We start from the raw sequence: 14,198 nt of genomic DNA, 5'->3' as shown, positions 1-14,198 counted from the left end.
TCTGATTTATTTCAGATGTAAAACGGATATAAAAAAGCAATAAAAAACCTTTAAAAAAAGAGGTAAAATGCCTTTTATGAATTAGTTATACAAATTTAGCAATCATAAAAAAAATAAAAGTAACAAATTTAAGTTAGTTTTATTTTTTTTCAGCAACTTATTTCAAATTTTTTAACTTTTATTGATATTTATCACTAAAACCTACCTTAAAATTTAGTAATTCGCAATATTCTAAACAATTTTACATCAATTTAAATGATACTAGATAGTATTAAATAATTTTTAGATAATTTTTTTTAATTTATCAAGTGTAAAATCAAGGTCTGTAAAGGTTGTTAATTTACTAAAAGAAAAACGTACCGATGCTTTTTCAGCTTCATCAGCCTCTAAAAAAGCTCGCAACACGTGTGAACCTTTACTCGCTCCACTTTGACAAGCACTTCCGCCAGAAACTGCAATTCCGTGTAAATCCAAATTAAAAAGTATCATCTTATTTTTCACAGGAAAACGAACATTTAAAATCGTATAACTACTATTTTCTAAACATTCCGATTCGCCATTAAATTGAATATTTTTAAAGTGCGTTTTTAATTGTGTACTAAAATATGTTTTTAATTTTTCAATATGTTTTTTATCTTCGGATAAATTTTCAAAAGAAATTTCTAAAGCTTTTTCCATACCCAAAATACCGTGTACATTTTCGGTACTAGCTCGTGTTCCTCTTTCTTGTTCCCCCCCGTATAGCAAGGGTTTTATTGAAATTCCTTTTTTGATATAAGCAAAACCAACGCCTTTCGGACCGTGAAATTTATGCGCACTTGCTACGATAAAATCTACGGGAATTTTTTGTAAATCTAACGGATAATGTCCAATTGCTTGTACGGTATCGGAGTGAAAATACGCGTTGTTTTCCGTACATAATTGGGCTATATTTTCAATTGGTAATAAGTTTCCAATTTCATTATTTACGTACATCAAACTAACCAATGTTTTTTGGGATTCTTTTTCAGGAGATGTTTTTAAAACCTGTTCAAAAGCATTGATATCAAGAACTCCGTGTTCATTTACAGGTATAAATTCTACGGTTATTGCATATTTTTCCTGAAGATATTCAACAGTACGCAACACGGCGTGATGCTCGATTTTAGAAGTAATAATTCGAGTAACACCTAAATTTAAAACGGCATTATATAAGATTAAATTATCGGCTTCCGTGCCTCCTGCGGTAAAGAAAATTTCACTAGCTGATACCTTAAAATGTTTCGCAATATTTTTACGAGCAGTTTCCACGACTGCTTTTGCTTTCCTTCCAAATTGATGAATAGATGATGGATTTCCAAAATTATGCAACATTGATTCCTGCATTACGGCAACAACGGCGGGTAATATTGGTGTTGTGGCGGCATTATCTAGATAAACAGTTTTCATAAAATATTTATATAAAATTAATTTGGATTTTGATAAATATAAATTTCGGTAGCTCCTTTTCCGTATTTTTGATACGAAGCGTCGTAATATTTCACCGAATAATTATTCAATAAATAATCTAATTCGGTTTTTAAAACACCTTCACCAATTCCGTGAATTAACACCAATTTTGAAATGCTTTTTGAGATACAATATTCTAATTTGTGTTTTGCGGTTTCTAACTGTAAGGATAGAATATCATAATTATCCATGCCACGAGTCGATTTCACTAATTTATCGGCATGTAAATCGACCTCCATAATTACTTCATTTTTATCTTTAACAAAAAAAGATTTTTTCTTTTTAACGGTTTCTTGCGTCTTTTGTTGCCATAATGATTTTTGAACTGCAACTTGCCTACTCAATTCGTGTTGTTCTACTTTAATTTTAACCAATTCGGTTGCATAAAAAGAATATTCCATCCCGTGTTGATCTTTCACAAAAAAAAAGTCATTTTCTTTTCTTGTGATAATCCCCCGAATATCAGCGTCTAACACTGCAACTTTATTTCCTATTTCTAAACACATACTTAACCTTTACTTAATTCACAAAAAGTGCTTTACATTGTATTTTTGTGCTACTTGTATATTGCAAAAGAACTGTAAAAAAATGATAAACACTAAAAATATTAACACTAAAATATTCTTTGAAGAAGCGAGAAAAGAAATGATACTAAGTGATGTCCGTAAAAAATTACTCACCGATATTGCTGATTCCATTATTACTGAATATCAAGAAAGAGAGAAAATAAATTTAAATTTTATTTGCACACATAATTCTAGAAGAAGTCAATTTTCACAAGTTTGGGCTTTTTTTGCTATTGAATACTTTGGATTAAAAAATATTTCAACATATTCTGGTGGTACAGAAGCGACTGCTTTTCATCGAAATACGGTAAAAAGTTTACAACAAACAGGTTTTGAATTCAATATTGTTGATTTTTCACATCAAAATCCACGTTATTTAGTTTCTTTTAAGGGAACAAAAAAATCAATTGTAGGATTTTCAAAAACATTTGATCATCCTGAGAACAACTATCCATATATTGCCATTACCACTTGCAGTAGTGCTGATGAAAACTGTCCTTTTATTCCTGATGCAATTTCTCGATTTCACTTGCCTTATACTGACCCAAAAAATTCAGACAATACCGATATCGCTCTTGACAGCTATTTAAACACCAGCAAACAAATTGCTGGTGAATTATTTTATATTTTCGATATGATAAAAAAAATACAGTAGTTTTTACACTACTGTATTTTTATCATACGGAATACTTTTTAATACATGATTAATTACGTTAATCCTTGCGATTGTTTTTCTATTTGCTCGAATCACTTTCCAAGGAGATATTGCGGTATTTGTTTTAGAGAACATGGCTCTTTTATAATCCGTATAATCATCCCAAAGTTCTTGTGCTTTTAAATCTACGGGAGTAATTTTCCATTGTTTTAATGGATTATTTACGATTTCTTTAAAGCGTTTCGCTTGTTCTCTTTTATTGATAGACATATAAACTTTAACCAATCGAATACCTGATTCTAGAATCATTCTTTCAAATTCATTCACTTGATTCATGAAAATTTGATATTCTTTTTGTGTACAAAAGCCATTTACAGGTTCAACCACGGCTCTATTGTACCAGCTTCTATCAAAAAAAACAATTTCTCCTGCTTTTGGAAATTGTTCAACATATCGTTGAAAATACCATTGTGTTTTTTGGTCTTCATTGGGTTTTGGCAGTGCTACAATTCGCATATGACGTGGATTAATTCTTTCGGTCATTCTACGGATAGCGCCTCCTTTTCCAGCGGCATCTCTTCCTTCAAAGATAATGATAATACGTTCATCATTATTGATTCCCCAAGTTTGCAAACGAATTAATTCTACTTGTAATTTTTCGAGCTTACGCTGATAATCTACAGTTCGAACAGCTCTTTCTAAATTAAATGGATTATTGGTTAATAATGCTTTTAATCCTTTATTTGTGTTGAGCTTATTTACAGCTCCTTGTGTTAATTTTTCCATATTAATCTAAATGTTTTGCTGAACGATAATAACGCATTACGATATTAGGATCTGGATTGTTTACTATTTTATGTTCTGATTCTTCTTGATAATCAAATTGCGATAATACATGACGCATACACTCTATTCTAGCTTTCTTTTTATCGTTCGTTTTCACGACAATCCACGGGCTGTATGTGGTGTGTGTTTTACTGAACATTTCTTCTTTATAATAGGTGTATCTGCTCCAGAGTTCTTGTCCTTTTTTATCTACGGGACTGAATTTCCATCTTTTTAATGGATTATCATTTCGAGCATCAAATCGTTTCATTTGTTCATCTTTTGAGATAGACAACCAAAATTTGATAATGGTAACACCATCTTCGTGTAGCATGTGTTCAAATTCTGGCACTTGCGCCATAAATTTTTTATATTGATCTTTGCTACAAAAATCCATTACAGGTTCTACTACGGCTCGGTTATACCAGCTTCTATCAAAAAAAACGATTTCTCCAGGATTTGGTAATTCTTTAATATAACGTTGAAAATACCATTGTCCTTTTTCGACCACTGTTGGTTTATTCAGGGCTACTAAACGCATCGAACGCGGATTTAAATGTTCCATAAAACGACGGATATTCCCTCCTTTTCCAGCAGCATCTCTTCCTTCAAAAATAACGGCTACTCGCTTATTATTCTTGGCAATCCATTGCTGTAATTTCACCAATTCTATTTGAAGTTTTTTCAATTCTTCTTCGTAAGTTATCTTCTCGACAACTTTGTGTATTGGTATTTCTTTTTCTTCTATTAAGTTCCATAATTCATCTGTTGATGAAATACTTTCAAAATCTTCAATGGTAAGCATTTTTTTATCTTTCATTTAAAAATAATTAAGTTGAAATACGCTATATTTAACCCTACATTGCTAAAATAAGACGATAATAATTGCTATGAAACAAAAAATCTTTTTTTTTTTAATACTCTATAAAACAACTCTTTTCGCCCAGCAAAAACAACCAAAAGAATTTAGTATTATAACCGATAATGATTTATATATCTCGCTAACACAAGATCGATATTATACAAATGGACTTTTTTTAACATATCGATATCTGGCTAAAAAGACTTCAAAAAATGCTTTAAAAAATCGACAAAAAGTAATTGAATTTAAGCTTGGAAACCAGATGTACACGCCTTTTAAAGCCAGTGTAAAATATCCTGAAAATCATGATCGCCCTTTTGCAGGATATTCCTTTGGGAGTATTGGCATTACTCGATTTTATCAAAACAATACGCTCTTAAAAACAGACTTACAAATAGGAATCCTTGGTTCGGCAAGTAAAAGCAAAGAACTTCAGAGTTTTGTGCATACATTATATGGCTACGAAAAAATAACGGGTTGGAAATATCAGATTAAAAATACCTTTGGCTTCAACTTCAAAATAAATTATTTAAAAAGTTTAACCAGATTAAAAAATAATCTAAATAAATTAAACACTATATATATTGATGCCAATTGGATTAGTACCGTTAATTTCGGAACGATTCATACTGATATCTCAACAGGTTTTTACACCCGAATTGGATTAAAACCGTTGCAAAAAATTATAAATTCGATTGCATTTCATGGAAATTTAATTAAAAATACGGATGCTAAAACTGATAAATCAAAAATAGAATCCTTTATTTATATAAAACCGATGCTTCATTATGTTGCCTATGATGCCACAATTCAAGGTGGTTTTTTAAGTGAAAATACGAATCCTATTACATATAAAATCAATCCTTTTAAAATGACCACCGAAATAGGAATTCGTTTTACCGCAAATCATTTTAATTTTGGATATATTATAAAACATCACACTAAAAAACTAAAAAGTTGGCGAGTTCCTTCGCATAATTTCTACGGAACACTCGAATTTAATTATATGTTTAATTAATTTTTAATTTTTTTATAGATATCTTTGTAACTCTAATAAACAGAAAATTTACTCAATGAAATTTATCGTATCTAGCTCTCAATTATTGAAGCAATTACAAGTTTTAAAAGGTGTTATTAATAACAATAATACGTTACCAATTTTAGATAATTTCTTATTGGAACTCGCAAACGATGAACTTCAAATATCATCGTCAGACCTTGAAACGACTATGACTTCGGTTGTAAATGTTGAAAGTAATGACACCGGTTCTATTGCTATAAACGCTAGTTTATTACTCGACACTTTAAAAACATTTCCCGACCAACCGCTTACCTTTAATGCCGAAAACGGAAGTACTATTGAAATTATTTCGGAACAAGGAAAGTATGATATGGCGTATTTTGGAGGTGATGAATTTCCAAAAGCTCCAGAATTACCTAATCCTAGTAGTACTGAAATTCCATCAAAAATTTTAGCAACAGCTATTTCAAAAACGATTTTTGCAGCAGGAAATGACGATTTAAGACCCGTAATGAGTGGTGTATTTTTTCAGTTTAACACGAAAGAATTAACTTTTGTTGCCACCGATGCTCATAAATTAGTAAAATATACTCGTACCGATGTAACAGCCGAAACTGCAGTAGAATTTATCATGCCTAAAAAACCTTTAAATTTATTAAAAGGGATTTTAAACAGTTCGGATAGTAATGTAATGGTCGAATATAATGATACAAATGCCAAATTTACTTTTGAAAATGTAGTGTTAATTTGTCGTTTAATTGATGGAAAATATCCAAATTATGAAGCTGTAATTCCTAAAGAAAATCCAAATAAATTAACTGTTGATAGAGCTTCTTTTTTAAACTCTGTGCGTCGTGTTTCTATTTTTTCGAGTAAAACAACGCATCAAATTCGTTTAAAAATGGAAGGAAATTCTTTAAATATTTCTGCAGAAGATTTAGATTACGCAAACAAAGCTGATGAACGTTTACATTGTGATTATCAAGGTGATGATTTACAAATCGGATTTAATTCTCGTTTTTTAAGTGAAATGCTTAATAATTTAGATGCTAACGATGTTTTAATAGAAATGTCGCTACCAAATAGAGCTGGAATTTTAACACCTATTGATGGAACTGCTCAAGGTGAAAGTGTTACAATGTTAGTAATGCCAGTAATGTTAAACGGATAAATAATCATAACATCTTAAAAAACCATCTTTAATTAGGTGGTTTTTGAGTTTTTTTCACATATTCATCAAAATTAAAACAAACCGTTAATCATATTAATAACTTACCAAAATAATTGAATATTCGTACTTTCATATTCGTATTATGTACTCTTTTTTTGAGTCAACTATTATTTGCTCAAAAAGATACTACATCCATAAAAGCCCCAATAAATAGTGATAAATACAATCCGTTAGCACCTGCAAAAGCGGCATTTTATTCTGCTATTTTTCCTGGAGGAGGTCAAATTTATAACAAAAAATACTGGAAAGCGCCCATTGTTTGGGCTTCATTAGCAATTCCTACGTATTATTATATTGATAATCGAAATGAATATAACCGTTATCGAACTGCTTTTACACTTCGAAAACAAGGTATCAAAGATGAATTTATCAATAAAGATGGAAAAGAATTAATGTCGATACAAGGGCTTGAAAATGCTCAAAAAATACTTCGGAAAAATAGAGATTTATCCTTATTAACAGGTGTTTTATTATATGTTTTACAAATCGTAGAGGCGAGTGTAAATGCACACTTATTACAATTTGATACTGATGATAGTTTATCTTTACAACCCATGGTATATCCAGATCCTTTATTTATAGAATCGCCAAAAGTTGGTTTAACGTTAAAATACGCTTTTTAAACTTTTTAAATTATGAAAATAGCACTACTCGGTTATGGTCGAATGGGTAAAGAAATTGAAAAAGTTGCTTTACAAAGAGGTCATGAAATAATTATTAAAGATTCAGGAGCAACAACATACGACATAAAAAAAGCAGACATCGCTATTGATTTTAGCATACCAGATGCCGCTTTTAAAAATATTAGTCATTGTATTGAAAACCAAATTCCTGTAATTTCAGGAACTACTGGCTGGCTAGAGAAATACCATGAAATTGTTGAATTATGCAATCATAAAAAAGGAGCTTTTATCTATGCTTCTAACTTTAGTGTAGGCGTAAATATCTTCTTTGAACTCAACAAACAATTGGCTAAAATGATGCAAAACTTACCGCAATATAACATTGCTATTCAAGAGATTCATCATACAAAAAAATTAGACGCACCAAGCGGAACAGCAATTACTTTAGCCGAAGGAATCATCGAAAATACCGATAAAATAGCCTGGGAATTAGATGCTAAAACATCCGAAGAAAATATTCCAATAACCGCTATCAGAACTCCAGATGTACCAGGAACTCACACCACAACATACAGTTCTTTAGTTGATACGATTGCTATAAAACACACGGCTCATAACCGACAAGGTTTTGCGCTAGGTGCTGTTATTGCTGCCGAATGGTTAGTCAATAAAACAGGCGTTTTCTCGATGAGAGATGTGTTAAACTTAGGTTAATATCATAATAATGCATTAAAAAAATGCATCAAAAATGTAACAAATACCTGAAAAATTACACTAATTAATTATTAATAAGATAATTTTAGATATAATTATTTTAGATAATTATTGAATATAATTCCTAAATATAGGAGCAAAAAATAGCTAGATTATGACATTTTCAGAATGGTTTTTATTCTTTTTACTACTTCAAGTAATTCACTTTTTAGGAACTTGGAAATTATATGTTAAAGCTGGAAAAAAAGCTTGGGAAGCAGCCGTGCCTGTTTATAATGCAATTGTTTTAATGCAAATAATAAACCGCCCAAAATGGTGGGTATTTTTATTATTTATTCCTATTGTAAATCTATTAATGTTTCCTATTATTTGGATTGAAACCTGTAGAAGTTTTGGTTTTAACCAACGAAAAGATACCTTTTTAGCTGTTTTTAGCTTCGGATTTTACATCTATTATATCAACTATTTCACCGATACTCCTTATATTGAAAACAGAAGTTTACAACCAAGATCTGCCTTAGGAGAATGGGTAAGTTCTATCGCTTTTGCCATTATAGCGGCAACGTTAGTTCACACCTATTTTATGCAACCTTATACGATTCCAACTTCTTCTCTAGAGAAAACATTATTAGTTGGAGATTATCTATTTGTAAGTAAATTCCACTACGGAGCGCGCATTCCTAGTACGACAATTGCTGCACCAATGGCACACGATACACTGCCACTTTTAGGAATGAAATCTTTTATTTCTGATGATAAAAATAAAGATGGTTTTTTAAATAAAGCGTCATTACCTTATATGCGAATCCCTGGTTTTCAAAATATTAAACGCAATGATATTGTTGTTTTCAGTTGGCCTGCGGATAGTTTAAAAACCATGTGGGGTGATAAATCTGGTGAAGCAACGTACAAACCTATTGATAAAAAAACAAATTACGTAAAAAGAGCCACGGGTATTGCTGGTGATACATTAGAAGTTCGTGATGGTTATGTATTTATCAACGGAAAAAAAACTATTTTACCAGACAGAGCAAAACCACAATGGTATTTTAAAGTTGATACTTACGGTAAAAAATTACCTATAGAAATTATTAATGAATTTAATATAAACGGCGAAGCAAAAAGAGCAAATAACGGTGCTTTTTATCTTTTTAATTTAACAGATGATGAAGCTACTTCTTTAGCCAAAAACAACTTAATAAAAAGTGTTACAAAACATATAAAACCAAGTGGAACTTATGATGCAGCTGTTTTTCCACATAGTCCAAAATACGCATGGTCTTCTGACAATTTTGGACCACTTTACATTCCAAAAGCAGGAACAACAGTCGCTTTAAACGAAAATACCATTCCATTTTACGAGCAAATTATCCGAAGATATGAAAATAATAATTTAACCATTTTTGGTGATGCTATTTATATCAACGGAAAAAAAGCAACGAGCTATACTTTTAAACAAGATTATTATTGGATGATGGGAGATAATCGTCAAAACTCATTAGATGCCAGAAATTGGGGATATGTTCCTTTCGATCATGTCGTTGGAAAACCTGTATTAATTTGGTTAAGCTGGAATCCTAACGCACCCGATTTTATGTCAAAAATAAATTCAATACGTTGGGACAGAATGTTTACAACCGTTGGCGGAAGTGGAAAACCTACCTCTTATTTATGGTTGGTTATTGTACTTATCGCAGGATATATCATCTATAGTTTTAAAAAAGATAAAAAGAAATCATAATGTCACTTTTTATCCCTACTTATTTCGCGCCTATTTCGCAATACGCAAAAATTTATACAGCCGATTCGGTAATGTTTGAATTTGAAGATAATTATCAAAAACAAACCTACCGAAACAGATGTTATATTTATGGTGCTAACGGAAAATTATCTTTAAATATTCCTGTAAAACATTTAAGTACAGAAAACAGAAAAAAAAGTAAAGATACTTTAGTTGATAATGATATTCAATGGCAACAACAGCATTTTAAATCCTTACAATCGGCGTATAAATCCTCGCCATTTTTCGAGTTTTTTGAAGATGATATTGCTACAATATTTCATAAAAAATATACCTATTTACAAGATGTAAATATCGATACACATTTATTTATTACCGATGCTTTACAAATTGAAGATACATTTTCTAAAACATCTACTTATGAAGTAACGCCCGAAATACCTGATTTCAGAAATTTAGCAATTGCTAAAAAAGGCGTTGAAATTAACATCGATACATATATTCAAATATTTGATGATAAACATGGTTTTATGCCTAACTTGTCTATCTTAGATTTACTTTTTATGGAAGGTCCAAATACTGTTAGTTTTTTAGAAAAAATAAAATTTAAACAACCCTAAAAACTGTTTAAAATCTTATTATTTAGATAAAAAAATCTCAGATTAATTTAATAATCTGAGGTTTTTAGTTTTATAGCATAAAAACACTGTCAGTTAGAGTGATTTTTTCCTTCAAAAAATGATATCGAGAAGTTTTTTAGCATCAGAAATAAAAACAACTCGAATTCACAAAACTTAAACGCACTATATTATGATAACTAAAACCAATTCAACAGTAACTTTTAACTGTGGTATAACTATGAAAAATAGGTTTATGCTAGCTCCATTAACAAACCAACAAAGCCATGATAACGGACAACTTTCAGAAGACGAATTTAACTGGCTAACCATGAGAGCAAAAGGTGGTTTTGGTTTGGTGATGACCTGTGCTTCACATGTTCAAGAGATAGGAAAAGGCTTTTTTGGACAGCTTGGTATTTTTAATGATAGCTTAAATGAAGGACATATAAAATTAGCTAAAAGCATTAAAACATACGGAAGTTTAGCGGTTATTCAGTTGCATCATGCAGGAATGCGCACACCCTCTGAACTGATAAACGAACGTTCTGTTTGTCCTTCAGAAAATGAAAAAACGAATTCTAGAGCGCTTAGTTTAGAGGAAGTTTATGAATTAATAACCTCTTTTATTACAGCGGCTGTTCGTGCTAAAAAATGCGGATACGATGGCGTTGAAATTCATGGTGCTCATGGATATATTTTAACACAATTTTTGAGTTCTGAAATTAATAAAAGAACAGATCAATATGGAGGTTCTTTATTAAATAGAGCTCGCTTACTGTTTGAAATTGTTACAGGTATTAGAGAACAATGCGGAGCTGATTTTTTAGTTGGCGTTCGATTATCTCCAGAAAGATTCGCTATGGATATTGACGAAATAAAGTGGGTTTCTCAACAATTAATTGATCAAGGAAATATTGATTTTTTAGATATTTCTTTGTGGGATTGTTTTAAAATACCAAATGATGAAAAATATCAAAAAAGTACTTTATTAGAACACTTTACCAGTTTAGATTTTAAAAAGGTAAAATGGACTGTTGCTGGAAAAATCAGTAATGCGGTGGATGTTCAAAAAATATTAGATGCTGGTGTTGATTTTGTATCAATTGGAACTTCTGGTATATTGCATCATGATTTTCCTAAATTAGTAATAGAAAACCCTACTTTTAATCCAGTTTCACTTCCTGTTTCAGCGGAATATCTTAGAAAAGAAGGCGTAAGTGATACATTTATTGAGTATTTAAAAAAGAGAGCTGGTTTTGTTGAATAATACAAGATATTACTAAAATACTTAAAACAAAATCTCCCTTTATTTATAAAAAAATAAAGGGAGATTTTGTTTGAGCCTGTTTAAAAATTAAAATCGCCAGCACACAATTCGTGTTACTTTATTTCCTTGACTCATTGGAATCACTTTAAATTCTTGTACGCCTAATTTTTTAGCAGAATCTTGTAAACTTTTTACATTTTCTTTTTTTGATACCAAACTGGTAAACCAGTTACTTAGTTTTGGTTGTAAAGAACTCTCGTATAAATAGGTATGTAAAAAGGCTTTTTCTCCTCCGATATACCATAATTCATTATGATTTCCTGCAAAATTACGCACGGTATTATTTCCTAAATTTCTTGATTTTCTTCTATTAGCTCCTCTGGCTTCTTCTGCCGATTTGTAAAATGGCGGATTGCACATTGTTACAGAAAAAGCGTCATCTTCTTGAGTAATTCCTTTTAAAACATTCGATTCATTGAATTGTTGTCGCAGTGTAATTTTGGCATCTAATTGATTATCATCAATAATATCTTGTGCATAATCTAAGGAATCTAAATCAATATCAACTGCTACAAAATTCCAATTATAAGCCGATGCGCCCAATAATGGATATATACAACTAGCGCCTGTTCCGATATCTAAAACGGTTATTTCTGTTGATTCTTGTACTGATTTATCTACTGATTTATCAGCAATTAAATCGGCTAAATGATGAATATAATCGACTCTTCCTGGAATTGGCGGACATAAATTTTCGTCAGGAAAATTCCAATCTTTAATCTGATAATGCGCCATTAATAACGCTTTATTAAATTCTTTTACAGCAACAGGGTCTGAAAAATCAATGGTTTCTTTTTCAAATTTTTTGATAACAAACTCCGAAATTGGAGGATATTTTGCTTTTAAAAATTCAAAATCGTATCCGTTTTTATGCTTATTATTCTCGTGTAATCCTTTTTTATCTTCCATTTAAAATATCAGTACTGTAAATTCTAATTGTAGTGGCTTTAAACCGTTTTTTAAATTTTTTATCAAGCTATTTCCGTATTCTAAATAATATTCAGAAAAATTTCGGTGTCGTTCTTCTAAGCTTCCATTTGGCAGTATTTCGTTTTGCAAAACTACGATTCTAGCAACCAAATCTTTATGATGACGTTTCTCGGCACGTAACCAGCGTTTTTCTAAATTTTCTAAGCCTTTTAATTGTTTTTTTTCTTGAGCATTTACGGCTCCTAAAAAGGAAATATCTGTTTTTTTAGCAACTTCTTTTAACTGTATAAATTGCTGTTTTAAAAACTCTTTTTGCGTTGTAAAATCTACTTTTTCTTCGGATATTTCGACGACTTTCTTTTGAAGTAACTCATCTTGTTTCAAGAGAATTTCTTCTGATGAAATAGTTAATTTCGTTAATTTTCTTGCTTGTTTTTCTGATAGTATTTGTGCGGAATTTCGCAATAACAAAATTGGAAATGGTACTTTTACAGCTTCAAAATACTGTTTTAATTCCAGCCAATATGCTAATTCTCCACCGCCACCAACATAGCAAAGATTTGGTAAAATTACTTCTTGATATAAAGGACGCATAATTACATTGGGCGAAAATCGCTCAGGAAATTCATGAATTTCTTTTTGTAAATCTTCAAAAGTCCAAGAAATATTGGTGTCATTTACTTTAAAGATATCATTTTCAATGATAATACGTTCGCGAATTTCCTCCGTTAAATAAAACAAATTAATTTCCCTTGGATTTACTTGAATTTTATAATTTTCACCAAATTCTTCAATCGTTTGGGTTACCTTTTTATACGATGTTTGATTTTTTAATTCATCTTCGACAAACGGAATAAATGCTTTTTTTAATGCTTTTTCATCGGCATCAATAATTACCAAACCATATTCGCCAAATAATTCATTGGCAATATAACGCGTTGCATCGGCTAAATTCACATGTTTTACATAGGCTTTTTTGAATAATTCTTTTAAAAATACTGCATTTTTTGAAGTTCCTAAATGTTCCGAGAAAATAGCTAAAACTTCAGCCAAACCTTCCGTTGAAAAACGTCCTACTCCTCCACTTTGATTCGAATTCCATTGTACTTTTTTGCCTTTAAAATTGAAGTAATTTATTTCCTCAAAATCATGATCTTCAGTTGCCATCCAATAAATAGGTACAAAATTTTCTTGCGGATATTTTTCTGTTAATTTTTCACATAAATTAATCGTAGAAATGATTTTATATAAAAAATATAAAGGACCTGTAAACAAATTTAATTGATGTCCTGTAGTTACTGTAAACGTATTTTCTAAGGATAAATCAGCAATATTTTGTTGCGTTTTCGGCGTTGCGGTAACCTTTCGATATTGTGTTGTTAAAACATCAACAAGTGTTTTTCTTTTATCTGTTGAAAAATGAGCTTTTTTGATTTTTAACTGATTTTCAAATCCTTCTAAAGATGGAAAATTATTATAAAAGGGCTTTATTTTTGGTGATTCTTCTAAATAATCTAACATTGTTTTAGAGAAAAAACCCGTCTTTTTAAATGGGATATGAGTTACTTTCATTTAGTTTTTTAGTTTTTTTTAAA

At 30.6% G+C, this 14,198-nt stretch carries 14 protein-coding genes; 8 read left to right on the top strand and 6 right to left on the bottom strand.

The genetic code is table 11. From position 1 onward, the window contains the following. Positions 1-282 precede the first annotated feature (282 nt). Together L0U72_RS02945 and L0U72_RS02940 are read right to left on the bottom strand one after the other, a co-directional pair. Positions 283-1,428, bottom strand: coding sequence for a cysteine desulfurase family protein (locus L0U72_RS02945; RefSeq protein ID WP_233898382.1), 1,146 nt, complete (start codon positions 1,426-1,428; stop codon positions 283-285). A 17-nt stretch (positions 1,429-1,445) separates the two neighbouring features. Next, the gene (locus tag L0U72_RS02940; RefSeq protein ID WP_101916856.1) at positions 1,446-1,994 is read right to left on the bottom strand and encodes a Smr/MutS family protein; all 549 of its coding nucleotides are present in this window, start codon (positions 1,992-1,994) and stop codon (positions 1,446-1,448) included. An 82-nt stretch (positions 1,995-2,076) separates the two neighbouring features. Here L0U72_RS02940 and L0U72_RS02935 point away from each other — a divergent pair, with 82 nt between their 5' ends. Further along, a complete protein-coding gene (locus L0U72_RS02935; protein WP_233884344.1) occupies positions 2,077-2,709 on the top strand; it encodes a low molecular weight phosphatase family protein in 633 nt (210 codons plus the stop codon). Between the two features lie 3 nt (positions 2,710-2,712). Here L0U72_RS02935 and ppk2 (L0U72_RS02930) read toward each other — a convergent pair whose 3' ends face one another. Beyond that, positions 2,713-3,495 (bottom strand): polyphosphate kinase 2, encoded by a 783-nt coding sequence (gene ppk2 / locus L0U72_RS02930; protein WP_193699886.1) that lies wholly within the window; start codon positions 3,493-3,495, stop codon positions 2,713-2,715. A 1-nt stretch (position 3,496) separates the two neighbouring features. Next, entirely contained in the window at positions 3,497-4,354 is an 858-nt protein-coding gene (ppk2, locus tag L0U72_RS02925; protein WP_101916853.1) for a polyphosphate kinase 2, read from the bottom strand. A 70-nt stretch (positions 4,355-4,424) separates the two neighbouring features. Here ppk2 (L0U72_RS02925) and L0U72_RS02920 point away from each other — a divergent pair, with 70 nt between their 5' ends. From L0U72_RS02920 to L0U72_RS02890, 7 genes are all read left to right on the top strand, one after another. Next, entirely contained in the window at positions 4,425-5,414 is a 990-nt protein-coding gene (locus L0U72_RS02920; protein WP_233898381.1) for a lipid A deacylase LpxR family protein, read from the top strand. A 55-nt stretch (positions 5,415-5,469) separates the two neighbouring features. Further along, positions 5,470-6,588, top strand: a complete 1,119-nt coding sequence (gene dnaN, locus L0U72_RS02915; protein WP_101916851.1) for a DNA polymerase III subunit beta — start codon at positions 5,470-5,472, stop codon at positions 6,586-6,588. A gap of 155 nt (positions 6,589-6,743) precedes the next feature. Next, positions 6,744-7,271, top strand: a complete 528-nt coding sequence (locus L0U72_RS02910; RefSeq protein WP_233860911.1) for a DUF5683 domain-containing protein — start codon at positions 6,744-6,746, stop codon at positions 7,269-7,271. A 12-nt stretch (positions 7,272-7,283) separates the two neighbouring features. Next, the gene (dapB, locus tag L0U72_RS02905; protein ID WP_101916849.1) at positions 7,284-7,985 is read left to right on the top strand and encodes a 4-hydroxy-tetrahydrodipicolinate reductase; all 702 of its coding nucleotides are present in this window, start codon (positions 7,284-7,286) and stop codon (positions 7,983-7,985) included. Positions 7,986-8,139: 154 nt separating this feature from the next. Beyond that, the gene (lepB, locus tag L0U72_RS02900; protein WP_233898380.1) at positions 8,140-9,726 is read left to right on the top strand and encodes a signal peptidase I; all 1,587 of its coding nucleotides are present in this window, start codon (positions 8,140-8,142) and stop codon (positions 9,724-9,726) included. Beyond that, on the top strand, positions 9,726-10,346 hold the full coding sequence (locus L0U72_RS02895) for a WbqC family protein (protein ID WP_101916847.1): 621 nt from the start codon (positions 9,726-9,728) through the stop codon (positions 10,344-10,346). The genes lepB and L0U72_RS02895 overlap by 1 nt, the downstream gene beginning before the upstream one ends. A gap of 190 nt (positions 10,347-10,536) precedes the next feature. Beyond that, positions 10,537-11,613 (top strand): NADH:flavin oxidoreductase, encoded by a 1,077-nt coding sequence (locus L0U72_RS02890; protein ID WP_262909829.1) that lies wholly within the window; start codon positions 10,537-10,539, stop codon positions 11,611-11,613. An 87-nt stretch (positions 11,614-11,700) separates the two neighbouring features. Here L0U72_RS02890 and rlmF read toward each other — a convergent pair whose 3' ends face one another. Then, positions 11,701-12,582, bottom strand: a complete 882-nt coding sequence (gene rlmF, locus L0U72_RS02885) for a 23S rRNA (adenine(1618)-N(6))-methyltransferase RlmF (protein WP_193699889.1) — start codon at positions 12,580-12,582, stop codon at positions 11,701-11,703. Continuing rightward, positions 12,583-14,175 carry a bacillithiol biosynthesis cysteine-adding enzyme BshC gene (gene bshC, locus L0U72_RS02880; protein WP_233898378.1) on the bottom strand — a complete coding sequence of 531 codons (1,593 nt, stop codon included), beginning with the start codon at positions 14,173-14,175 and terminating at the stop codon, positions 12,583-12,585. Positions 14,176-14,198: the final 23 nt, after the last annotated feature.

It is taken from the genome of Tenacibaculum piscium, from assembly GCF_021390755.1.
GTDB classification, from domain to species: domain Bacteria; phylum Bacteroidota; class Bacteroidia; order Flavobacteriales; family Flavobacteriaceae; genus Polaribacter; species Polaribacter piscius.
This window is presented reverse-complemented; position numbering and strand designations above follow the sequence as displayed.